At 45.1% G+C, this 23155-nt stretch carries 23 protein-coding genes; 7 read left to right on the top strand and 16 right to left on the bottom strand.

Translation table 11 applies throughout. The features are described from left to right. Positions 1–154: 154 nt before the first annotated feature. From CHL1_RS05805 to CHL1_RS05795, 3 genes are all read left to right on the top strand, one after another. Entirely contained in the window at positions 155–1705 is a 1551-nt protein-coding gene (locus tag CHL1_RS05805; protein ID WP_250935213.1) for a PucR family transcriptional regulator, read from the top strand. Positions 1706–1723: 18 nt separating this feature from the next. Further along, positions 1724–2341: a GTP-binding protein gene (locus CHL1_RS05800; RefSeq protein WP_070369770.1), complete on the top strand. Its 618-nt coding sequence runs from the start codon at positions 1724–1726 to the stop codon at positions 2339–2341. A 79-nt stretch (positions 2342–2420) separates the two neighbouring features. Next, a complete protein-coding gene (locus tag CHL1_RS05795) occupies positions 2421–2993 on the top strand; it encodes a hypothetical protein (RefSeq protein WP_070369769.1) in 573 nt (190 codons plus the stop codon). 186 nt (positions 2994–3179) lie between these two features. Here CHL1_RS05795 and CHL1_RS05790 read toward each other — a convergent pair whose 3' ends face one another. From CHL1_RS05790 to CHL1_RS05745, 10 genes are all read right to left on the bottom strand, one after another. Next, entirely contained in the window at positions 3180–3344 is a 165-nt protein-coding gene (locus CHL1_RS05790) for a hypothetical protein (protein WP_175440880.1), read from the bottom strand. Positions 3345–3352: 8 nt separating this feature from the next. Next, positions 3353–4321 (bottom strand): GGDEF domain-containing protein, encoded by a 969-nt coding sequence (locus CHL1_RS05785; RefSeq protein WP_070369768.1) that lies wholly within the window; start codon positions 4319–4321, stop codon positions 3353–3355. 234 nt (positions 4322–4555) lie between these two features. Beyond that, complete coding sequence (gene glmS / locus CHL1_RS05780; protein ID WP_250935211.1) at positions 4556–6379, bottom strand: glutamine--fructose-6-phosphate transaminase (isomerizing); 1824 nt, start codon at positions 6377–6379, stop codon at positions 4556–4558. 333 nt (positions 6380–6712) lie between these two features. Then, complete coding sequence (glmM, locus tag CHL1_RS05775) at positions 6713–8050, bottom strand: phosphoglucosamine mutase (RefSeq protein ID WP_070369765.1); 1338 nt, start codon at positions 8048–8050, stop codon at positions 6713–6715. Between the two features lie 73 nt (positions 8051–8123). After that, on the bottom strand, positions 8124–9167 hold the full coding sequence (gene mnmA / locus CHL1_RS05770; RefSeq protein ID WP_070369764.1) for a tRNA 2-thiouridine(34) synthase MnmA: 1044 nt from the start codon (positions 9165–9167) through the stop codon (positions 8124–8126). A 23-nt stretch (positions 9168–9190) separates the two neighbouring features. Then, the gene (locus CHL1_RS05765; RefSeq protein ID WP_070369763.1) at positions 9191–9955 is read right to left on the bottom strand and encodes a cobalamin biosynthesis protein CobQ; all 765 of its coding nucleotides are present in this window, start codon (positions 9953–9955) and stop codon (positions 9191–9193) included. Continuing rightward, positions 9955–11310, bottom strand: a complete 1356-nt coding sequence (locus CHL1_RS05760; RefSeq protein ID WP_250935209.1) for a Mur ligase family protein — start codon at positions 11308–11310, stop codon at positions 9955–9957. The genes CHL1_RS05765 and CHL1_RS05760 overlap by 1 nt, the downstream gene beginning before the upstream one ends. 29 nt (positions 11311–11339) lie before the next feature. Beyond that, a complete protein-coding gene (locus tag CHL1_RS05755) occupies positions 11340–12380 on the bottom strand; it encodes a potassium channel family protein (RefSeq protein ID WP_250935207.1) in 1041 nt (346 codons plus the stop codon). Between the two features lie 12 nt (positions 12381–12392). Further along, positions 12393–12656: a GIY-YIG nuclease family protein gene (locus CHL1_RS05750; RefSeq protein ID WP_070369761.1), complete on the bottom strand. Its 264-nt coding sequence runs from the start codon at positions 12654–12656 to the stop codon at positions 12393–12395. Positions 12657–12806: 150 nt separating this feature from the next. Next, positions 12807–12974, bottom strand: a complete 168-nt coding sequence (locus tag CHL1_RS05745) for a zinc-ribbon domain-containing protein (protein ID WP_070369760.1) — start codon at positions 12972–12974, stop codon at positions 12807–12809. A gap of 234 nt (positions 12975–13208) precedes the next feature. On the opposite strand from CHL1_RS05745, the gene CHL1_RS05740 reads away from it, so the two are divergent. The 4 genes from CHL1_RS05740 (at position 13209) to CHL1_RS05725 (ending at position 17883) form a co-directional block, all read left to right on the top strand. After that, complete coding sequence (locus tag CHL1_RS05740; protein WP_070369759.1) at positions 13209–14315, top strand: aminopeptidase; 1107 nt, start codon at positions 13209–13211, stop codon at positions 14313–14315. Between the two features lie 88 nt (positions 14316–14403). Then, a complete protein-coding gene (locus CHL1_RS05735) occupies positions 14404–16074 on the top strand; it encodes a glutamine--tRNA ligase/YqeY domain fusion protein (protein WP_250935205.1) in 1671 nt (556 codons plus the stop codon). A 47-nt stretch (positions 16075–16121) separates the two neighbouring features. After that, the gene (locus CHL1_RS05730; RefSeq protein ID WP_250935196.1) at positions 16122–17429 is read left to right on the top strand and encodes a phenylacetate--CoA ligase family protein; all 1308 of its coding nucleotides are present in this window, start codon (positions 16122–16124) and stop codon (positions 17427–17429) included. A 10-nt stretch (positions 17430–17439) separates the two neighbouring features. Further along, positions 17440–17883, top strand: coding sequence for an ACT domain-containing protein (locus CHL1_RS05725; protein ID WP_250935194.1), 444 nt, complete (start codon positions 17440–17442; stop codon positions 17881–17883). A gap of 84 nt (positions 17884–17967) precedes the next feature. On the opposite strand, the gene CHL1_RS05720 is transcribed toward CHL1_RS05725, so the two are convergent. From CHL1_RS05720 to CHL1_RS05695, 6 genes are read right to left on the bottom strand one after another with little or no spacing between them, the layout of a single operon-like run. Then, positions 17968–18582 (bottom strand): V-type ATP synthase subunit D, encoded by a 615-nt coding sequence (locus tag CHL1_RS05720; protein WP_250935192.1) that lies wholly within the window; start codon positions 18580–18582, stop codon positions 17968–17970. 8 nt (positions 18583–18590) lie between these two features. Further along, on the bottom strand, positions 18591–19973 hold the full coding sequence (locus tag CHL1_RS05715) for a V-type ATP synthase subunit B (RefSeq protein ID WP_250935190.1): 1383 nt from the start codon (positions 19971–19973) through the stop codon (positions 18591–18593). Positions 19974–19984: 11 nt separating this feature from the next. Beyond that, complete coding sequence (locus CHL1_RS05710) at positions 19985–21772, bottom strand: V-type ATP synthase subunit A (protein WP_148637671.1); 1788 nt, start codon at positions 21770–21772, stop codon at positions 19985–19987. Then, a complete protein-coding gene (locus tag CHL1_RS05705) occupies positions 21773–22390 on the bottom strand; it encodes a V-type ATP synthase subunit E (protein WP_070369754.1) in 618 nt (205 codons plus the stop codon). A gap of 12 nt (positions 22391–22402) precedes the next feature. Beyond that, positions 22403–22705 (bottom strand): V-type ATP synthase subunit F, encoded by a 303-nt coding sequence (locus CHL1_RS05700; protein ID WP_070369753.1) that lies wholly within the window; start codon positions 22703–22705, stop codon positions 22403–22405. A gap of 2 nt (positions 22706–22707) precedes the next feature. Beyond that, positions 22708–23148, bottom strand: a complete 441-nt coding sequence (locus CHL1_RS05695) for an ATP synthase subunit C (protein WP_250935188.1) — start codon at positions 23146–23148, stop codon at positions 22708–22710. Positions 23149–23155 lie beyond the last annotated feature (7 nt).

The following is a 23155-nucleotide window of genomic DNA, read 5'->3' as shown; positions in this document are numbered from 1 at the left end:
CCGGCATAGTAGAGGATAATACAAAGCTCATACTCTACACAGTGTAGGATATCGTGGTAAAATAGTAATGACCCCTTGCAAAATGACCATGCATGACATAGAATGAAGCTGCATCGTGAAATTTCTGAAAATTTATTTAAAATTAGAGGTACCTATGAGACTTTCTCGGGATGTAATCTACTATTGGCTGATTAAAAAGTTTGCCGTTAGCTTTGAGAAAAAAAGTGATCCGGACATTGGCTTTATGCGTCCCGTGTTCTATGAAACAGACCTGGACATTGCTGGAACCGTGGTTATCATTGATGCCGACGGTCTCAAATCCCTGATTGAAAGCCGGAACCATGGCGCTGAGTCGCTCTTTTTATGTACCGAAAAACCAAACCGGTCACTGAAGATGATTGATGGAACCGTAATGGTGATAAAATCAAACCTTTCCGCATTATCATTATTCAATTACCTCCAAGATATCTACAATCGATTCGATCAATGGGATGAACGGTTAAACCAGATCTACTATGAAAATGGCAGTTTTCAGGATCTGATTGACAGCTGCCAGTCGATTCTGACCGAACCGATTCTTTTGATTGATAAAAAGTTTCATTATACGGCCTATTCCAAATCCATTGAGGAATTAACCAGCGCTGCTTTTATGGATGAAAATAAAAATTCACTCCCAGAAGTGGTGAACGATTTTATCACTGATTCCAGTTTCCAGTCCTTGTATGATTTGCCTGATATCTTTGACTACGCCATGGTATCGCCATCCGGTACAGACGAAATGATCTGCAAAAATGTTTTTGATCATAATGGCTATGTAGGACGGTTTATCATCCAGCTGTCAAACGGCAGCGAAGAAATTGCAAAAACCTATGTCCGGACTATTTTGGCCCATTTATTTACCACCGCTGATAAACTGTACCAAAAATATCAGTCCTTCAATTTAAAAGAAGTAGCGCTAAACAGCCTGCGGGAGCCACTGCTGAACATGCTACAAAATGAACAGAGTTCCGACGAACAATGGCAGAAAGTCGCCTTTGAAAACAACTGGAAAACAACGGACAATCTGCAGCTCGTGCAATTTCGATCCAATACCCGGTATGCCAAAAATGTTTATACTGATTACCTCAGTTCCGAAATTGAAAACCAGTGGCAGGGCTGTGTCTGTCTGAATTACAGGGAACGACTGCTGATGCTGATTAATCTGGATCAGTTTAATTCGGTCAATGATAAAAATTTTTATCGACAATTACCCTATTTTCTTCGAGACAGCCTCTTGGTGGCTGGATTAAGCCGGGTTTTTGGGGACATGGGTGATTTGCGGGCGGCCTATCACCAAACTGAAATTGCCCTGGATTTCGGCACCTGCGACCAGCCGATGTTCTGGACGTATCGGTTTGATGATTATGCCTTTCATTATCTACTCAAAAATAGTCCTGGTATTTTTGCCATGCATCAAGTCTGCAGTGAAAAACTTTTAACGCTCCGGCAATATGATGCCGAGAAACATACCGAGTATTATAAAACGTTATTGACCTTTTTTGACTGTCGACTCAACGCTGCAGCGGCAGCCAAACGGCTGTATATTCATCGCAGTTCCTTTCTCAACCGTCTGGAAAGAATAGAAAAACTGTTTAACATTGATTTTAATTCCAATAACGAACTGCTTTATCTGGGTTTGTCGATGCTAATTATCGAGCGAAATTAACATGAAAGTGGTGAAATAGTGAAAGTTATTGTATTAGGAGGATTTCTGGGCTCCGGCAAAACCAGTGTATTACTGCAGCTGGCTGAGTTTTTGGTTGCCAGATCTTTAAATAATGAGAATACCACTCCGGTGGTGATTGTCGAAAATGAAATTGGCGGCTCCGGGGTAGACAACCTGCTGCTTGAAAATCAGGGGCTGACTGTTAAAAATCTTTTTGCGGGCTGTGCCTGCTGTACGTCGTCGGTCCAGTTGGAGGATACAGTTTCGTACCTGAAAAAAGAATTTGATCCCCAATGGCTGGTTATCGAAGCCACCGGACTGGCCTATCCCGATAAGATCAAACAAACGATTGAAGATGCCTTTCTCGTGGAAACTGAGATTATCACCATCATAGATGCTAAGCGATGGTTCCGTTTAATCGCTGCCATGGAACCCTTTGTTTCCGGTCAGCTGGAAAACGCCAGCAGTGTTTTGATTAATAAAGTCGATACGGTGGATGAACAAAAGGTTCAGAGCGTCATCGAAAGCATTCAAACTTATAATAAAAAGCTCCCCTGCTATCCCATCTCCGCCATCATCAAGATCCCTGATGATTTCTGGGAAAGACTACTTGATCAGCGGTTAATCGCATTATAACAGCCGATTATTTTAAAAGTAACCAACGCTATTTGTTGAATTATATGGCTCAACATTGTATTGAGTTGAAAGGAAAAAAATGAAAAACGAACATCAGCACCAACATCCCCACCTCGAACAAGACGAGATACGCTGTTCCTGTGACCAAGATCATGATCACAGCAAAAGACAATATGCTCACCCGGACGAGCCCTGCTCCTGCGGCCATGATCACCATGAACACCAAAACCATCATTCCCATCAGGAAGAGTCCTATATCTGTGGACACGATCATGACAAGCATGAAATCCATGAACATCTGCGCCCTAAAACTAACCTTGGTGATCTTTCAATTACCCACCACGAAAATGCCATAATTATTTCCGCAGAGCGTGAAATCAGCGGTGAGTATCTGCCAATAAAAGAAGCCATCGCTGTTGGTTTAAACGGCCTGGCGGACTGGGTTGAAAGCCAGAACGGACTGGTTGGCCACATCAAAACCCATCTCACCGAAAAAGGAAAAAGCGCCATTCTTTCCACCACTGGTGATGGGGTTCAAGTTAACGAAGTTTATCATCCGAAGGTAATACTGAATCTTGCCGTGATTGTCTTTGCTGTCGATGAAGCCGATCTTGCCAATCAGGTATTAACGATACTAAATAAACTGTATTAATAAAAAACCATAAACACCTGAATTATTGGTGTTTATGGTTTTTTGAAAAAGAGTATGTTTGTTGAACTCCGACAGTCGCCTCAATTCTTCCATTATAGCCTCCTTAGCGACTCGTGAAAAAAATACATACCCGTATTTTGGTTTCTCTACCACTATATGATCATTTCAATTCTGCAAGTGTATTACTTAAACGCTAATGTTCTTCTTCATCGCCTTTTCAACATACATCAGACGATCTAATTCTCCAAAAAACTCACTAAGATTCTGTTCTCTTTCAGGAAAAAACATCCCACTACCACTGCTGACACTCAATTTATAGCGTTCTTGCGTCTGCTTATTAAAGTTATCCATATTTTCCTTCAGCCGCTCCAAAAGCCCATCGAATCCTTTTGATCATCCACTTCCAGCACCACTACAAATTCATCACCTCCGATTCGGGCGATAAAATCAGTGTTTCGAAAACTCTTCCTCAAAATTTCGCTCATGTTGATCAAAGCACGATCCCCGGCATTATGACCAAAGTTGTCATTTATTTCTTTAAAACGATCCAGATCCAACATAAATCCAGCTAGTTGTTTCTTCTTCGAATGCCAGTTCATCCAATCTTCCAGATAGTAATCGAACTCCCGTCGGTTATAAAGCCCTGTTAGATGATCCGTATTCATAGTCCGGGACTGAATAAAAATATAAATGGTCAACAGCGAAATAGTCAGCGCCGGCCAGGTAATTGCCAGACCATATATCAATGCCTGAATAACCCCCGCCAGAAACGGCGGTAGCGCAAAAAAGAGCAACGGCAGAAGATCCCGCTGGCGGATGCGGTTGCGATTCCATAAGATCATCACAAATGATAAAAAAATATAAAAATAACAGCAGATTGGCACCATTACAAACAGCGGTCCCCGCTGATAGACATTATCGGCACCAAAATAAAACAGCCATCCGGTAAAAATGCTGGCGATTGATAAAATACTATTGAGATAAACAGGTAGCAGAGCCACAGCAACGAGTTTTTTTAACCGCTTTTCGCTGCGGTGGATTGTGTAATGAACATAAGCCATCCAGAATAAACTGGGAAGCGGATTTAAAAGATAATAAATCAGTGTCAATAGTATCAGTAAAAAATGAATCGGTTGCCCCGCCAGACCATATAGACTAATTCCGATGCTGTCCAGAATCAGAATTGCCATGACTACTTTTAACATGATCAAAAAAAACCGGTTGCTGGCATTTGTCAGATCAGCCCGTTTTCTAAAATTCACAAAAATAATACTCAAAATGATCAACGCATATATATTTGCCTGCAAGGTATAAACCAATAGATTCATCTGTTTACTCCTTTTCGATAATCACATTGCACTATCTCCTACAATAGCACAGGAATTCAAAAAAGTCGATGTAATGATGTTACCTATTTGGCAATAATATTGTTGCGGGAAAAATCGGGGATTCTCAAGAAAAAAGGGGCTTTTGCAAAATAGCGAATAAGCTATAGTGCAAAAGCTCCCTTGTGCGTAGCATACAGTATTAAATACCTTCCTTAATTATTTTTAAATTTGTTTTTACTCCACCGTCACACTCTTAGCCAGATTTTTCGGCTTATCGACATCGCAGCCTCGGGCAACCGCCAGATAATAAGCCAACAGCTGCAGATACACAATGGTGGGAATGGCGGTGATATCATCGTCCATCTCCGGAATCACCCAGACCTCATCCACCTCCGAAGCAATATCTTCGTGACCGGCCTGAACAATCGCCAATACGTGGGCGCCTCGGGCCTTTACTTCTTTAATATTGCTGAGCATTTTTTCGAACACATTTTCCTGGGTACAGACGGCTACCACGATGGTACCCTCCTCAATCAGGGCAATCGGTCCGTGCTTCAGTTCCCCGGCGGCATAGGCTTCAGAATGAATATAGGAGATCTCCTTAAGTTTTAGTGAACCTTCCATGCTGGTATAAAGATCCACCCCTCGCCCCATATAAAAAAGATCACTGATCTGATAATTTTTATTGGCAAATGCTTTAATCACGTCCTGGGTTTCCAATGCTTTATCGATCAGTCCCGGGGTCATCATCAGCCCATGACAAATCCGAGCAGCATCTACTTTGTTCATTTTGCCATTGAGATTTCCCAAAAATGAAGCCAGCAGCATCATACAACCAACCTGGGTGACATACGCCTTGGTCGATGCCACGGCGATTTCTGGTCCGGCATTGGTATAAATGACGTCATCGGCTTCCCGGGCAATGGAACTGCCGACCACATTGGTCACCGCCAAAACCCAGGCTCCCCGTTCTTTAGCCAGGCGGATCGCCGCCAGGGTATCGGCGGTTTCGCCGGATTGACTGATCACAATCAACAGGGTATTTTCATCGACAATCGGATTTTTATAGCGATACTCCGAAGCTGCTTCGGTTTCGACGCTGATCCGGGCGAATTTTTCAAAATAGTACTTACCCACCATCCCGGCATGATAAGCGGTGCCACAAGCAACAATCTGAATCCGATTGATCTTTTTCATCATCTCCGCATTAAGCTTGAGCCCGGCAAAGGATGCACCATTTTCACAGCAACGGCTCATTAAAGCTTCCATCATCGCCTTGGGTTGCTCCACCATTTCTTTCATCATGAAGTGATCGTAGCCGCCTTTTTCAGCATCGCCGGGATCCCAATCAACAACAAAAACTTCTTTATCAACGGTGTTACCAGTGCTGTTCATAACCTGAATATGATCTGCTGTCAGCACCGCCATTTCACCGTTATCCAGCAGATAGACTTCCCGGGTATAGTTAAGAATCGCCGGAATATCCGAAGCGATAAAGTTTTCACCATCACCCAGTCCGACAATCAAGGGACTATCTTTACGGACAGCCACAATCTTATCCGGCTCGTTGGCACACAGAACCGCCAGGGCATAAGAGCCGCTCATCCGCTGTAAGGCAATCTGAATCGTTTCGACCAGATCACCGGTATAAAGTTCATTCAGCAGATGGGCAATCACTTCGGTATCAGTATCCGAAATAAAGACATGGCCTTGCGCCTGCAGCTCATCTTTCAACGTCATATAATTTTCGATGATACCATTGTGAACCACCGAGATTTCTTTATTGACACTACAATGGGGATGGGCATTGGCATCGGAAGGAACCCCATGGGTTGCCCAACGGGTATGACCGATACCGACCTGGCCGGAAAGCGGTGTTTTATCCAGTACATCTTCCAGGTTTTTAAGCCGCCCTTTTTTCTTTTCCACCCGGATCATTTCATTTTCCAGGGTCGCAATTCCGGCCGAGTCATAGCCCCGGTACTCCAACCGGGAAAGACCATTAATTAGCACTTCTTGTGCCTGTTTATCGCCGATATAACCTACAATTCCACACATTTTTTCACCTATATTTCTTTTTTATGCCATCTCTGTCCCAAAGATCACTCTTTGGTTTTAAATGACAATTCTCCAGGGCATCCGCCGAATTTTCGATACTCCCTGACCTCGTCAACTCAATTTCTGTGTGGACCATCACTTGAGTTCTGGCGCTTCTTGGCTGTCTTTGGTTACGGTCCATTAGTTTTATACCCAAAAACATACTGAGTTATTCTACCATAAAAGTCCTTTCAACACAAAGAAATGAGGGACAAAGCCCTCATTTCTTAAATTATTTTTAATTTTCAATTTTTGACATTATCATTCGGTTTAATTATATTTTCTTACCAAATTTCAGCAGCCTAAGCGTTGTTCAATTAATACAGCCAGCTCACTGGCGATGGTGGTTAATTCATTTTGATCCTGCCCCTCAATCATCACCCGTACCAGGGGTTCGGTTCCTGATGGCCGAATCAGCACCCGTCCCTGCCCGTGAAAATGAGCTTCCACTTCCTGAATCCGTCTTTGAATCTCCGCATCATTCAGATAATCCAGTTTCTTTTTATTTTCGACTCTGGCATTAACCAGGATCTGAGGATAAACCGTCATTAAATTATTCAGGGCTTTGGCATCCCGGCCATCCTGTTTTAACAATTCCAATAAGATCATGGCCGTAAGCATCCCATCTCCAGTGGTATTATGATCCAGCAGAATCAGGTGTCCGGACTGTTCGCCGCCCAGATTATAATCGCCAGCAACCATCGCTTCAAGAACATACCGATCGCCGACATCCGTCTTGACGGTTTTACACCCAGCGGCATTTAAGGCCAGATCCAGGCCGATATTGCTCATCACAGTGACCACAACCGTGTCTTTCTTCAAAGTATTGGCGGCCTTCATCGAAGATCCGATCAGATTCATAATTTTGTCACCATCGATGATCGCACCCACATTATCAACTGCCAGACAGCGATCCGCATCGCCATCAAAAGCAATACCAATATCGGCTTTTTCATCCACTACCCGGTGCTGCAAGGGCTGTAAATGGGTCGATCCGCAACCGGCATTAATATTCTTGCCATCAGGCTGATCCCCGATCACAACCACATCGGCACCAAGGCTACGAAAAAACGCCGGAGCGATGGCATAGGCGGCCCCATTGGCACAGTCCATCACTACCTTGAGTCCAGAAAAATCACTTTTTACTGCCTGTTTAATGTGGTTTAGATAGAGGTCTTCCGGTTTTTCCAGTTGACTGATCCTGCCACCCTCTTTTAATTCAACTGCCTGTTTTTCCAGAACGATGGTTTCAATTTCGTCTTCCACTGCATCTGGCAGTTTGAATCCCAGACCATCAAAAAATTTGATCCCGTTAAATTGAAAGGGGTTGTGGGAAGCCGAAATTACTACCCCAGCATCAGCTTGGATTTCTCGGGTAATCACTGCTATAGCAGGGGTTGGTAGAACGCCAACCAATACTGCTTCACCGCCTACTGCTACAATTCCCCGGGCCAGAGCCTGTTCCAGAGCGTTTCCGGATTCCCGGGTGTCCATGCCAATGACAATTTTGGGCCGATGCGCATTTCTTCCCAGAACGCTGGCTCCGGCCTGACCCAATCCATAAGCCAGATCCAATGTCAATTCTTTTTCATATACACCACGAACGCCATCAGTACCAAATAATTTTCCCATCTATGTAAAACTCCTTAGTCTTTTTCTTTTGCTTAAAATTTGCTGGCCTCATTATAACCTAAAGCACCTTATTTTAAAACCGTTTTATGATGCCACCACCGAGAACCTGCCGACCCTTAAAAAAAACCAGAGCCTGACCGGGTGCCGGAGCCCGAACCGGAACCTGACTGTGAACGATGGCCTGAGTTCCCGAAAGTCGTTCGATCCGGCCCTCATACTCGTGGCCCCAGCGGCAGGTTTTAAAGGTGAAGCCTGTTTCCGGCAGACCCTCGGGCGATTGGATAACCAGCGCATCCACCAGAATACGGTTTTGATACAAATTCACTTCTTCATCCAACACCACTGTATTGGTGGCTGGGATCACCTCTACTACTGCCAGCCGATGACTGCTGTTAATCCCCAATCCCCGGGTTTGACCCGGAGTAAAATGATGAATGCCGGGGTGCTTCCCCAGTATTTTGCCCGTTTTATCCACAAAATTACCAGGAGCTGTCGGATTATTTCCAAACACAGCCTCCTTGAGAAACAAACCATGGCCCTTTTTAGGGATAAAACAAATTCCCTGGCTTTCTGCACCCTGGGCAAGCTCTGGCAATAAACTCAAAATTTCTTTTCGTACTTCTTCTTTGGATGTGACCGCATTCAGTGGAAATAATAAACGCCCCAGGATTTCCTGCTCCAGATGATATAAAAAATAAGACTGATCTTTATGGGGATTGGCACTGGCCCAGAGCTGATATGCCCCCTCATGCTGGCGAACTTCGGCATAATGGCCGGTGGCTATCATGGCGTCGCCATTAATGGTAGCAAAATCACGAAGCAGCTTAAACTTCATGTTCTGATTGCATAACAGACAGGGATTAGGAGTTTCTCCCCGTTGATAGCCCGCTACAAAGGGATCAATCACTTTTTTCTGGAACTCATTTTGAGCCTCCAATACATGGTGTTCAATATCCATTTTTTCCGCCACCATTCTGGCGGCATTAATGGTTGTTTCGGCATTTAAAAAATTAAAGGTTACGCCAATTACCTCGTAACCTTCACTTTGTAACCGATAAGCGGAGGCAGCACTGTCGATGCCACCGCTTAATCCAATAATGACTTTTTTTCTGTTCACACTTTTTTCCTTATGATTTTATACTAACGTTCACTGATGCGCTTTAGCCGGGTTTCTTTTTTATTGATATGAACCATTTTGCTTTTTTGTGACTTCAACTCGAGGCTGTTATCCCGGTGTTCGTCCCAAACTGGCCAGGTTTTATTGACTTCAATCAAATTGATGATTTCTTCGGTGAGCCAGGGGTTGCAAACCAGAACCGGGCCCAAGGTATTGGTAAAAATCCCTTTGCCGCTGATCACCCCTTCAAACTTCGTCTTGCCGTTATTGCCGTAGCCATACTTAAGCCGTCCAAATGGTGACTCTTCTTTAATATCCAGATCGATCATTTGGATCTGACTACCGATCATTTCCATTTCCTTGCCATTGTACTGACAGGTGTAATACAGATCATCGCCGTACACGGCGTGATTCTCACGGGCTTCAATCTCAATGATCCCCAGTCCAATAATCTCGGACTGATCATCCCGCTTTATCGTTTCCCCAAACAGTGCTACGGTGGTGCCGGTCACCAACATCGGTCGGGTTTCAATATAGGCCATCAGTTCGTTTCGATGCGGTTCCAGATAGGCTGCCACCGCCTCAAAATGCTCAATTTCACCCGGTGGACAAAACAGAAAATCAAAATCAAGCGGGTTAAAGGTCTCTGTGTCCAAGTTAATTTGGGTAACCTCAACCTGGTAGCCCCGTCTTTTTGCCTCGGCCTGAATCGCCAGCAGATTACCCCGATCGCCATGAAGGTTAAACATATTATTAAAAAGCCAGCCAACTTTTATGGTCTGTTCCATTAGTTCTGTCCTCCTTCAATGAATTTTTTCATCTTTTCAAAGGTAGAAATCCAGGTGATCAAATAAATATTATCGGTTTCGGCCTTGTCGATTTCGGCAAATATTTCACTGATGTTGTCACTGTCCATGATCGTGATCACTTCTTTTGAAACCCCATCATAAACCAGTCGATTGGCGGTATCATAAGCAACATGCTCAGAGAAACACAGGTATCGCTCCACATTGGAGTCTACCAACGGTTTAAAATCACAGTCAAAGGCGTAAAAGGTATTGATGTAATGGGGAACAAAATCATTGACTACATACAAACCCAGAGCCACCATTTTTTTACTTTTGTCTGATGCCATAATATTTAAGGCACTCTGGAGGGTATCGGGATTTTCCTGTTTAATCCGCATATATTTAATGGTTTTATTTTTGTAGGTCAAGACCTCAAAGCGACCACCGATATTTTTAAAATTTTCAAAGGCTCGGGCTGCGGCTGCCGGTGTAATCCCACAAAGCGCATCGCAAACGGCCAGCGCGCCAGCATAATTATAAAACATAAACGGTAGATCATAGGGCATATTAAAGACCACATCCTTCAATTTGAAGGTATTATCTTTAAAGTTAAGCGCAGTAACCAAATAGTCCGGTGTGCTTTTGCTGGCAAAGCCACAAAAATCGCAGGCAAAGGCGCCGATGCTGTCGACATTGTAATAGTCAAAACGCAGATCGTGATGGCATTTGGGACACGCCTGGGTGGGGTAATCGCCACCCTTTACGAAGGATTCATCATGGCGGGAAACGCTGTAATAAATCGAACGACGGGCGACTTCCTCGAAAAATCGGGATCGCGGTTCTTCGTTATTGAGGATCAGCGTCATCCTCGGATTGACCACCTCTTTTAACTTGCGGATAATAAAATCCGGATCCCCATTTCTCTGGACCTGATCTTTTTGGAGATTGGTGATCAGCATATTTTCGGCTGGTAATTGGGCGTAAATTAACGGCAGATAGCGTTCATCGGTTTCAAAAATATAGTAGTCGGCCTTGAGTTTCCCCAATAAACTGGCTTCTTTGGCCAGACTTGTAGCAATCCCTCCCAATAAGTTGGCGCCTTCCAGATTGGAAACAATTTTTTTACCGTTCTGCTTTAATAGATGCGTTAGCAGATTGGTGGTCGACGATTTCCCATTGGTTCCGGTAATAAAAACGACCTTGGAATAATCAATATTTTTAAAATGTTTGACAAAATCCGGGTCGATTGCTAACGCCTTCTCCCCGGGAAGGTTGGTTCCCCGCCCCTTGCTGACAAGTTTGATGGCAATCCCCATTAATTTTGCCAACCATAATGCAAAATAAAATTTCATCATTAATAACCTTTCTTTTTAGTAATTGCCTGTTAAAGCTCTTTATTTTTCAATTTTTCATGAATCACAGAAATCATGCTTCGGCGCTCATTATGTTCGTCCTGATCTGATGATGCATCGTTATCCTGATTTTTTCCTTCCATACCCTGATTCCAACTCATCTGGGCGGCTCCGGCAACCACCGCACCGACAAAGCAGGCGGTGCTGAACATACTGGCCAAACCAATTACCATGGCCACCAGTTCGCCGTAAATAATGCCATTAAAACGAACCGGATGAATATCTCCATAACCAATAGTGGCAAAGGAAATCACCATATAATAGAGCATGTCAAAGGCATCCAGGGCCCGGTTTGAATTGGCTACGTAAAAACCGGGATTGATTTTAAAACAATTATAGACCATCAGATAAAGGATACTCATTTCACTGACAACCAGTACCAGCATCCCTTTTAGAATACTGGCGGTTTCGTGATATTTACGCCTTTTGGAAACGGAACTGCGGATTAAGGTAGGATTGGCGATCGCCCGGATCATCACCGAGAAACAGAGTATCAGGGCAAAAGAAAGACCCAACAAACCCAGCGGCAGGCTCGGCGGAGTGATAAAGTTAGCAAACAGCACAAAATAATGACCCAGTACGAGATAAAAGATCAGATCCATAAAGCGGGAGACAATAATATCCTGAAACTGATCGATTTTCATAAAAAGGTGTTGCACTAAAAATACGATGATAATAAAAACGGCAAAGCTTCCTAAAATTCCAATCAGTTCGCTGAACAGTATTCGGTGATGCAGCGACACCACCAATAACGAGATCACCAACAAAACACCAGTGACCATTAGAATTCCCTGATATTCATAATTGACAATCAATTTTACCAGAAAACGGCGAACTGGTTTAATCTTTTTTGTTTTGTTCTGCTTCACTTCAGAAATAATGCGTTCTTTGTTGTAGAACAGAAACAATTCAAATAAAAAAAGCAGAAGAATGAACAAATCATAGATAATAATAATGGCGTTACCATTGGCAAGGGTTTCGTAAACTGGGATTTCATTGACAAAGGGATTCATCTGAAAACTCCTTTACTTTTTTGATTCATGGTTCTTTATCAACTCTAATTTCTTCGCTTTTGACATTTTCTTGATGGCTGCTTCACGACTGAGGGCTTCCGAACGGGTGGTCAGCGTTTCCCAATAAACCAACGTGACTGGCAACCGTCCCCGGGTATATTTTGCACCGGTTCCCGCATTATGGGCCTTGATTCGCGCTTCGATGTGAGTGGTCCACCCAGTATAAAGGGTATCATCATTACATTTTACGATATAAACGTGAGCCTTGTCTATCATTTGTTTTTCTTTCTTCCCGTTTCATTGGGAAATCTGTTTATGCGTCAATCAACTACTCATATCATTTGGTTGGATCAATTCTCAGGCTTTCCAAATCAACAAGAAAAAAAGATCCCTATAAGGGATCTTCATTGTTTTTTTTAGAAATTCCTAGAAGTTGCTGTTTCTTGGTCTTCTAGTTTGTTTTCTTTTTGTTCGACATTCACGACATCTTTTTGGTTCATTGTCAAAACCTTTTTCCTGGTAGAATTCTTGTTCACCTACAGTAAATACAAATTCTTCGCCACAATCTTGACAAACTAAAGTTCTGTCTTCCATGAGTACCTCCACTTAATTTTAATGTACAGGATCTGATTATTCTTTGTTAAATGGAGCATGGACAATTTTGTCTGAATGTTGTTACCATTTATGAACTTGTAATCATTAACTATACTATCGTTATTATACAATGTTCGTTTACATTTGTCACCTGTTTTTTTATTTTTTTATTGAGTTAAATTCTTTTTTCGGATATATTTAACTCATACAATTTCAATTATAAGGAGATAAACCATGAGAGATCATCGACTGATAAAATATGCCCAAACCCTGGTCAATTACTCCCTTTATGTTAAGCCTAATGAGTGGGTTGTGATCCGCGGATCTGACCTGGCCATGCCTCTGATTAGAGAGTGCTACCGGGAGGTCTTGAAAGCCGGAGCCCACCCCACGGTTCTGCTCAACCCAGAAGGTCTTTCGGAAATTCTTCTAAAAGAGGGCAGCGACGAACAACTAAAGTTTAATGCGCCGATGATGATGGCGGTTTATGCCAAAGCCGATAAGATTCTAAACATTCTGGGGGATCATAACCTCAAGTCGTTATCAAATATTCCCAGTGAACGAATCGCACTGCAGCGCCGTTTCGGTGCACCGATTACCAAAATTTACAATGACCGGGTAGCCCGGGGTGAAATGGATTGGACGCTGTGCCTCTACCCCACCGAAAGCGGTGCCCAGGAAGCAAACATGTCGCTGTCTGACTATGAAGAATTCGTTTTTTCTGCCTGTCTCCTAAATGGTGAGAATCCTATTGCCGCCTGGCAAAAAATCCATGACGAGCAGGAAGCCATGGTCACCTATTTAAACACGAAAACCAGCTTCCATGTGATGGCCAACGGTACCGACCTGACGCTTCGTACCGAAAACCGGATCTGGATCAATTCCGATGGTCACCACAATTTTCCCAGCGGCGAAGTCTTTACTGCACCGGTAAAGGAAAGCGTCAACGGAACCATTCGTTTCACCTTTCCCGGTATTTACAGTGGTCAGGAAATTGAAGATATCCAACTGACCTTCGCGGACGGCCGGGTTGTTACGGCCAGCGCCAAACGGGGCGAAGCCTTGCTTCACGCCCTGCTTGACACCGATGCTGGCTCCCGCTATGTTGGCGAGTTTGCCATTGGCACGAATTACGGAATCACCAAATTTACCAAAAACATGCTGTTTGACGAAAAAATCGGCGGCACCATTCATCTGGCCCTGGGCAAATCCTACCCGGAATGCGGCCCGATTAACGATTCGATGCTTCACTGGGACATGCTCTGTGACATGAAAGACGGCGGGGCAATCTATGCCGACGGGGAGCTTTTTTATCAGAACGGTGTCTTTCTAAAAAAATAGCCCGCTTTTTACTTTACCACCAGTCAATTTATTGTAATAAAGCTGGCTTTATGGTATTATTGGCAAATATAATCTCAGGAGGAAATTAATGGAGCCCATAGAAAAAAAGACGAATTTTATCACCAATGCCATCGATCAGGATATTGCCGACAAGGTTTATAAAAACGATCGCGTTCACACCCGCTTTCCCCCCGAACCAAACGGCTATTTACATATAGGTCATGCCAAAGCCTCACTACTTAATTACCGGATTGCCAAGCAGTATCATGGAAAATTCAATCTCCGCTTTGATGATACCAACCCCATCAAAGAGGAGCTCGAATTTGTCGATTCCATCAAGGAAGATCTCAGCTGGCTGGGGATCGATTGGGATGACCGGCTTTTTTTTGCCTCCAGCTATTTTGATAAAATGGCTGACTACGCCGTCGAACTGATCGGTAAGGGCCTGGCTTTTGTCGACCAGCTCTCGGCCGAGGAAATGCGGGCGTATCGGGGCACCCTGACTGAGCCCGGTAAGGAAAGCCCGTACCGCAACCGCCCGATCGAAGAAAACCTGCAGCTGTTTGCCCAAATGAAGGCTGGCGAGCTACCGGAAGGTTCCCATATTCTGCGGGCCAAAATCGATATGGCCAGCCCCAACATGAATATGCGCGATCCGGCCATCTATCGGATTCTGCATACCAGCCACCACTCCACCAGCGAAGACTGGTATATTTATCCGATGTACGATTACGCCCATCCGATTGAGGATGCCTTAGAAGGGATTACCCACTCTCTCTGTACCCTGGAATTTGAAGATCACCGCCCCTTCTACGACTGGGTGCTGGCCAACATCGACGACTTCAAGAAAGAACCGCCCCGGCAAATCGAATTCGCAAAGCTCAATCTGACCAAAACCATTGTCGGCAAGCGCTTTTTAAAACAACTGGTGGAAGAAAAAATTGTCGATGGCTGGGATGATCCCCGTCTGGCCACCATCTCCGGCTTACGCCGCCGGGGCTTTACCCCTGAATCGATTCAGGCTTTTTGCGAAGCGATCGGTGTCGCTAAAACCAATAGCACTGTCGACATCGCCATGCTGGAACATTTTATCCGGGACGATTTAAAACTTAAAGCACCCCGTTTAATGGCCGTAATCGATCCCCTGAAGGTAACCATCACCAACTACCCGGAAAATCAAACTGAGTGGGTTGAGTTACCACTTAACCAGGAAAATGATCAAATGGGTTCCTATACCACCCCATTTAGCCGGGAAATCCTGATTGATCGCAGTGATTTTATGGAAATACCACCCAAAAAGTACTTCCGCCTCTTCCCCGGCAATGAGGTTCGCCTACGGGGTGCCTACTTTATCACCTGTCAGGAAGTAATAAAAGACGCCGACGGCCATGTCATTGAACTGAAATGCACCTACGACCCTGCCACCAAATCCGGTGCTGGCTGTGAGCGGAAGGTCAAAGGCACCATCCATTGGGTAGATGCCAGTCATGCCAGCGAAGTCGAACTTCACCTCTATGACTATCTGGTGGAGGATGATTCCGGCCTGACGAAAGATAATTTTCTGGAGCGAATCAATCCGAAATCTCTGGAAATTGTCAAAGCCTATATTGAACCGGAATTATTAAAGGCGCAACCCTATCAAAAATTTCAGTTCATCCGCAACGGATTTTTCTCCGTCGATCCCAAATATTCAACCCCGGAGGCTCCGGTATTTAACCAGATTGTCTCTTTAAAAAGTTCCTGGAAACCGACAAACTAAACGATATAAAATACTGGCAGCAAGCTGATTAGATGAGGGGAGAAGTTATGAAAATATGGTCTGATAAAGAAAAGATGTCCCGGGACGAGCTCCGGAAACTGCAGTTTAAGCGTTTAAAGAAAACGCTGAACCACGTTTATGAAAACGTGCCTTATTATCATGAAAAATTCAAAGCCGCCGGGGTTAAACCGGTGGATATCCGCACCCTGGAAGATATGCGGCTACTACCGCTGACCACCAAGGAAGATCTCCGCAAAAATTATCCCTTTGGGCTCTTTGCCATGCCCAAAAATAAAATTGTCCGCTATCACGCCTCTTCCGGCACCACCGGCAAGCCAACCGTGGTCGGTTACACCAAACACGACATGAAGGTGTGGCGGGAAGTGATCGCCCGGATCGCCACCATGGGCGGCGTCACCGCTGACGATACCGCCCAGATCACCTTTGGCTTTGGCCTCTTTACCGGGGCCTTTGGTCTTCAGCAGGGGTTAGAAAAGATCGGCGCCGGGGTCATTCCGATGTCGGCCGGCAATACCCAGAAACAGATTATGATCATGCAGGATTTCCGATCCACCGTCCTGATCGGTACCCCATCCTATGCCCTGCATCTGGCCGAAGCCGCTCAGGAAATGGGGATTGATCCCAAAGAAGAGCTGTTTCTTAAATACGGCCTCTTTGGCGGCGAAGGTTCCACCGAAGAAATGCGGGCCAAACTCAATGAAGCCTGGGGCATCACCGCCACTGAAAACTACGGCATGAGCGAATTGATCGGCCCCGGCGTTTCCGGCGAGTGTCTGGCTTTTAAAGGGATGCACATCAATGAGGATCACTTTATTGCCGAAATCATCGACCCGGAAACCCTGGAAGTGCTGCCGGAAGGCGCAGTCGGCGAACTGGTCATCACCCCGATTACCAAAGAAGGGCTACCACTGATCCGTTACCGCACCAAGGACATCACAAGGCTCGATACCACGCCTTGTGATTGCGGCCGAACCTCAGCCCGGATGGCCAAGATCACCGGACGGACCGACGATATGTTAATCATCGGCGGCGTCAATGTCTTCCCCTCACAAATTGAAGGCGTTCTTTTGGGTATTAAAGGGATCGGTTCGAACTACCAGATTCGGGTCCTTAAAAAAGGCTATCTCGATCGGATCGAGATCGACGTCGAAGTGGTCAATCAGGATCTGCTGGTCTCAGTGACCCTGCTCGATCAGCTGTATAAAGAAATCCAGACCAAGCTGCACACGATCCTCGGGATTCACGCTGGCATTCATCTGGTTGAACCCAAAAGTCTGGTTCGCTCCGAAGGCAAAGCCAAACGGGTCATCGACCTGCGATCTGAAAATTTATAGGAGGCAAACCATGCTTATTAGTCAATTGTCAGTCTTTATTGAAAATAAAAAAGGCCATCTAGCCAAGATCACCGGGGTCCTTAAAGATGCCCAGGTCGACATTCGGGCCATTTCCGTTTTTGACAGCGCCGAATTCGGTATTTTGCGGATCGTCGTCGATAAGCCCGAAGCAGGGGCCGAGGCGCTTAAAAAAGCTGGTCACGTTGTCAAGCAAAGCTATGTGCTGGCGGTTGATCCCTCCGACAAGGTCGGCAGCCTCCACGATGTCTTTGCCCTGCTTTCTGAAAATGACGTTAACATCGAATATATCTACTCCTTCGTCATGCCCAATAACCAGGGTTCACCCCTGATTATTCTTAAAGCCGACGATCAGGAAAAAGCCATCGCCCTGCTGAGTGCTTCGGACTTTAACCTGATTCCCAAAGAAGCCGTTTATAACGTTCAGAAAGGCTGATCGCCCAACCCTGCACCGACATTCGATTGATACGGGAGTTCAGCACCCAAAGCAAAAGCCGGAGCAATGCTCCGGCTTTGTTTTTTATCGTCTGTTTTTAACCTTTTTAAGCCGGAAAAACTCTTCCCGCTCTTTCTCTTCAATGGTATCCTGAATGTACTTAATTTCGGCCTTTAATCGGGGGTATCTGGATCTTGTCCAGAGCGTTGGCACTTTTCTGGGTTTTTTTATTTCCAGCGACAGTTTATAGGCCGTTGTTTCCACCTGCGCCAGCTGATAAGATAAATATTTGACATCGTTGAATTTCTTGATGGCAATATCCAGGGCCGGGTTATTTTCATTAAAACCAAAGGCCAGGTTTCGTTCCCGCCGTTCCGTATAAATGACTTCGGGAATGTCTACCCCCATGACCCCCTTGGCCCGAATTTCAAAACTGATCTCCGGGGGCACCGAAAGGGCAAACTCTTCCAGGTGATTGAGTCCCATGCTGATACAGACCTGCTGCAGGGCTTCATAGGCGTCCCGAAACATCTGCCCAATTTCTCTCTCAATCAGCTCGGCTTCCTTGACCAGCTGCATGATTTCCTGAATTAAAATGGTTCTTTTTTTATCGAGTAGCTCATACCCTTTAATTGAAAATTTCAGCCGTCCCTTGGCTTTAATCAGATTCGCCTTGGTCGGCGTTATTTTAATGGCCATGGCACCACCTATGCCTTCTTGGGAAAATACTTATCAATGTTTTCGGGACTGAGACGATCCAGTTCGGTCAGCGGCAACAGTGACAAGAGCTGCCAGCCGAGATCAAGGCTTTCAATAATATTTCGACCTTCATTAAAACCCTGATTAAGAAACTGTGCTTCAAAAGCCCGGCCAAATGCCATGTACTTTTTATCGGTGGGGCTTAAATCTTCTTCTCCAATAATCTGTGATAAATCTCTAACTTCCTGAACCTTGGAATACGAGGCAAACAACTGGTTGGCCACCTCGGCATGATCGCCCCGGGTAAAGCCTTCACCAATTCCATCTTTCATCAGCCGTGAAAGCGAGGGTAAAATAGCCACTGGCGGATAGATACTGCGCTGGAACAAATCTCTCCCAAGCACAATCTGACCTTCGGTGATATAACCGGTTAAATCCGGGATCGGATGGGTAATATCGTCATTAGGCATCGTCAATATCGGCAGGAAGGTAATCGAACCGACCTGGTCTTTTAGCATCCCGGCCCGTTCATAGAGAGAGGCCAGATCCGAATACATATAACCAGGATAGCCTTTCCGGCTGGGTACTTCTTCCCGGGCTGATGAGATTTCCCGGAGGGCTTCGCAGTAACTGGTAATATCCGTCATGACCACCAGAATGTGCATATGCTTTTCAAAGGCCAGGTATTCGGCGGCTGTCAGGGCACACCGGGGTGTCGTGACCCGCTCAGCGATGGGATCATCAGCATAGTTGACAAACATGACGACCCGATCCATAACATTGGCTTCATCAAAACTCTTCCTGAAAAACTTCTCGTCATCATGTTTAACGCCGATAGCCGCAAACACCACACCAAATTCTTCGTTGACATTATCACCCAGTCTGGCCTGACGCACAATCTGGGCCGCCAATTCATTGTGCGGTAAGCCATTGCCGGAAAAGATCGGCAGCTTCTGACCACGAATCAAGGTGGCCAGGGTATCGATGGAAGAAATCCCGGTTTGAATAAAATTACGGGGATATTCCCGGGACATCGGGTTAATCGGGCGGCCATTAATGTTGGCTTCAACCAAACTGAAGATATCACTGCCGTTATCAATCGGTTGACCAATGCCGTTAAAGATCCGTCCCTGCAAATCCAGGGACATCGGTAAATTAAATGCTTCCCCGGTAAACTTGATGATGCTGTTTCCGGCGGCTAAACCGGCGGTATTTTGAAATACCTGAATGATCACATTTTTTTCTTCAATTTTAATGACTTTTCCCTTTTTGATATTGCCGGTGCTGATTTCGACAATATCAACCACTTCGCCGTAAAAGACGTCATCCACATCCGAAATCTGGATCAGGGGGCCAACGACTTTGTCGATTTGCAGATATTCTTTTTTCATGCTATTCCCCCTTAATTCTCATATTTTTTAAAGAGCACTTCATAATACTGGTCAATCTCATCTTTTAGCGTCTCAATTCCACTTAAATCATCATTGGGAATGGTGTATTTCATTTTTATAAACTGACTGAAAATATCCACATTTTTGAGCTGTGAGGTAGGAATCCCGAGCTTTAACCCTTCCCGGCCCCGTTCATATAAATATTCAATGGCCTTCAGCATGGCGTACTGTTTTTCCAGCGGTACATAGGTGTCATCTTTATTATAGGCATTCTGCTGCAGATAACCAACTTTAATGATTTTGGCAATCTCTAAAACCCAACGCTGATCATCCGGCAGCACATCTTCACCAACCAGCATGACCATTTCCTGAAGTTTGTTTTCTTCGTACATCAGCTCCAGCATTTTATTTCGCAGCGTGATGCAATCCGGTGCGACATTATCCTCATACCAATCGGATAATATTTTTATATAACCACTGTAACTTTCCAGCCAGTTAATAGCCGGATAATGTCTGGCATAGGCCAGGCTTTTATCCAGGGCCAGAAAGACATTAACAAAACGCTTGGTATTTTCGGTGACCGGTTCCGAGAAGTCGCCACCGGCTGGCGACACGGCGCCAATGATCGTGATCGAGCCGTCATCACCGCCCAAGGTTTCAATACTCCCGGCCCGTTCGTAAAATTCAGCAATTCGCGACGGCAGATAGGCCGGATAACCTTCTTCCGCTGGCATTTCTTCCAGTCGGCCGGAAATCTCCCGCAATGCTTCAGCCCAGCGGGAGGTGGAGTCAGCCATCATTGCCACCGCATAGCCCATGTCCCGGTAATATTCGGCAATGGTAATGCCGGTATAAATACTGGCTTCCCGGGCTGCTACCGGCATATTTGAGGTATTGGCAATCAGAACCGTTCGTTCCATGATCGACTTCCCAGACCGGGGATCAATTAGTTTGGGAAAATCTTCAATAACCTCGGTCATTTCATTCCCCCGTTCACCACATCCAATATAGACAATAATATCGGCATCGGACCATTTGGCCAACTGATGCTGCGTCATCGTTTTGCCAGTTCCAAAGCCCCCGGGGATTGCCGCTGTACCGCCTTTGGCAATTGGAAAGAAAATATCGATCACTCGTTGACCGGTGATGAGCGGCACCAGGGTTTCCCGCCGATAGGCATTGGGCCTTGGCGTCCGCACTGGCCACTCATGAGCCATCTTCAGTTCATGGAGCTCGTTTTTGGCATCGCGAATTGTTACCAGTGCCTCTTCAATGGTGTACTCGCCATCCGGCACCACGGAAACAACGGTTCCCGACAGGTTCGGTGGTACCAGTAGGCGGTTTTTAATGACTTGCGTCTCCTGAACTGTTCCAAAGCTGCTGCCCGCCAATAACAAATCGCCCGGTTTAACGGTGAGCGTTGCCGACCAAAGTTTTTTATCGTCGATCGATAAGAGGCCGATGCCTTCCGGGATAAAAATCGGTGAAAGCTCCTGAATTTTTTCCAGTGGTCGCTGAATCCCGTCAAACATATTTTTAAGCATCCCCGGCCCCAATTTAAGACTGAGCGGTCTGCCAGTGGGAGTAATTTCCTGACCGGTTTTAAGGCCTTCCGTTTCTTCGTAAACCTGGATCGTCCCGATATCACCTTCTAAAACAATGACTTCGCCGATTAAGCGCTGCTCCCCCACAGTAACCATTTCCCGCATCTTAAAGCTGGTCATATTTTTTCCTTTAATAACGGGACCGTTAATGGCAGAGATGATGCCCTTTGCTTTATTTTCTTGCTTAACTGCCACTTAGCTCACCTGCTTTTCCATAAACCCGTTCAGAGTCATTCCGATGAGTTTATAATTACTTTTGATCAGATTTTCAACCGTAAAATCGCAATGGAGTCGGCCTTCGGCATCCTCGGCAATAAAGCCGCCGATGCAATCTGTGCATTCCTGCCGGTATTCAACATTAAAATCCGTTAATTGTTGATCTATGATGGTTTTAAGCTGCTTAAAATCGCCTTCCCGGACAAAAACGACAATATTATTTTTACCGGCAAAAACCTGATGAATCTGCGCCACACAATCCTGCAGATAATCGTTATAGACCTCTTGACTCAGGTAATCACTGGCTTTTTCCCGGATCAGCTGATTAAAATCCATCAGGATTCGATTCTTTTCTTCCAATTCCAGAGTTTTGGCTTTATTTTTACCTTCGGCAATAATTTTGTTTTTATCTCTGAAGATCGTATGATAACTCCGCTCCTCGATGGCCCGCTTTTCTTTTTTTATCTTTTCCTCGGAGTCAGCCAGCAGCGCCTTCTTTTTATCCTTGGCATCGTAGATGATATCTTTGCCCCATTTTCGTTCCTTACTTAAGAGATATTGGGTAAATACCCGGAGTTTTTCTTCTACTGAAATCATTTTATCACATCCTTACAATCCCACAGATTCTTTAATATACTTCATAATCATCCCTTCACTACGCAAATAGCCGTGGCGGTCGGGGATGACCGTAATTAAAGGTGAAAAGTATTTCTTTTTTGCTTCCAATACCAAATCGGTAATCATCAATGATGCTTTTTCGGTCAGAAAAATTATCCCAATTTCCTTGTCTTTCAAGGCTTCTTTAAACGCTGTCTCAATCTCTGCCTGTGTTTTTACATATGCCCCTTCAATACCAGCCAGTTGCATTCCCAAATAGGAATCACGATTCTCACTGATTACATATGATTTCATACTTACAGACTTCCAATAATCATGATTGAAATAACCAGACCGTAAATGGCGACCCCTTCAGCCAGTCCAACAAAAATCAGTGTCTTACCCAGAATTTTAGGATCTTCAGAAACAGCCCCCAAAGCCGCCGAGCCAACCACACCAACCGCATAACCAGCCCCTACGCAGGCAAGCCCAGTAGAGAGTGCTGCTGCGATATAGCCGAGTCCAGCATCCGTCATTCCGCCCGGTTCCCCACCGGTGGCGGCGGCAACTATCCCAGGTGCCATCACAATCAAGGCGGCCGCCAACATCGGAATAAAGGTTGACAGATTTAACTTAAGAAATCTTTTTAGTTTTACCTGTTTGGCATCACATCCGTGATAGTTAAAATAGACACCCAGAGAAATGGTTCCCAAAACAAGTAAGGCAGTGCCAATGGTTATAAAGGTTAATACATTCATTTGCGTT

This window comes from Acetobacterium wieringae (assembly GCF_023700225.1).
GTDB lineage: Bacteria > Bacillota > Clostridia > Eubacteriales > Eubacteriaceae > Acetobacterium > Acetobacterium wieringae.
This window is presented reverse-complemented; position numbering and strand designations above follow the sequence as displayed.

Bases quoted from the DNA above. Each gene is read 5' to 3' on its own strand.
- CHL1_RS05745 (WP_070369760.1), bottom strand. From the start codon at position 12,974: ATGGAAGACAGAACTTTAGTTTGTCAAGATTGTGGCGAAGAATTTGTA.
- CHL1_RS05750 (WP_070369761.1), bottom strand. From the start codon at position 12,656: ATGATAGACAAGGCTCACGTTTATATCGTAAAATGTAATGATGATACC.
- CHL1_RS05695 (WP_250935188.1), bottom strand. From the start codon at position 23,148: ATGAATGTATTAACCTTTATAACCATTGGCACTGCCTTACTTGTTTTG.
- CHL1_RS05765 (WP_070369763.1), bottom strand. From the start codon at position 9,955: ATGGAACAGACCATAAAAGTTGGCTGGCTTTTTAATAATATGTTTAAC.
- CHL1_RS05700 (WP_070369753.1), bottom strand. From the start codon at position 22,705: ATGAAATCATATGTAATCAGTGAGAATCGTGATTCCTATTTGGGAATG.
- CHL1_RS05705 (WP_070369754.1), bottom strand. From the start codon at position 22,390: ATGATTTCAGTAGAAGAAAAACTCCGGGTATTTACCCAATATCTCTTA.
- CHL1_RS05755 (WP_250935207.1), bottom strand. From the start codon at position 12,380: ATGAATCCCTTTGTCAATGAAATCCCAGTTTACGAAACCCTTGCCAAT.
- CHL1_RS05715 (WP_250935190.1), bottom strand. From the start codon at position 19,973: ATGAAAAAAGAATATCTGCAAATCGACAAAGTCGTTGGCCCCCTGATC.
- CHL1_RS05730 (WP_250935196.1), top strand. From the start codon at position 16,122: ATGAAAATATGGTCTGATAAAGAAAAGATGTCCCGGGACGAGCTCCGG.
- glmS (WP_250935211.1), bottom strand. From the start codon at position 6,379: ATGTGTGGAATTGTAGGTTATATCGGCGATAAACAGGCACAAGAAGTG.
- CHL1_RS05725 (WP_250935194.1), top strand. From the start codon at position 17,440: ATGCTTATTAGTCAATTGTCAGTCTTTATTGAAAATAAAAAAGGCCAT.
- CHL1_RS05760 (WP_250935209.1), bottom strand. From the start codon at position 11,310: ATGATGAAATTTTATTTTGCATTATGGTTGGCAAAATTAATGGGGATT.
- CHL1_RS05790 (WP_175440880.1), bottom strand. From the start codon at position 3,344: ATGGATAACTTTAATAAGCAGACGCAAGAACGCTATAAATTGAGTGTC.
- CHL1_RS05795 (WP_070369769.1), top strand. From the start codon at position 2,421: ATGAAAAACGAACATCAGCACCAACATCCCCACCTCGAACAAGACGAG.
- glmM (WP_070369765.1), bottom strand. From the start codon at position 8,050: ATGGGAAAATTATTTGGTACTGATGGCGTTCGTGGTGTATATGAAAAA.
- CHL1_RS05785 (WP_070369768.1), bottom strand. From the start codon at position 4,321: ATGAATCTATTGGTTTATACCTTGCAGGCAAATATATATGCGTTGATC.
- CHL1_RS05720 (WP_250935192.1), bottom strand. From the start codon at position 18,582: ATGGCCATTAAAATAACGCCGACCAAGGCGAATCTGATTAAAGCCAAG.
- CHL1_RS05735 (WP_250935205.1), top strand. From the start codon at position 14,404: ATGGAGCCCATAGAAAAAAAGACGAATTTTATCACCAATGCCATCGAT.
- CHL1_RS05805 (WP_250935213.1), top strand. From the start codon at position 155: ATGAGACTTTCTCGGGATGTAATCTACTATTGGCTGATTAAAAAGTTT.
- CHL1_RS05740 (WP_070369759.1), top strand. From the start codon at position 13,209: ATGAGAGATCATCGACTGATAAAATATGCCCAAACCCTGGTCAATTAC.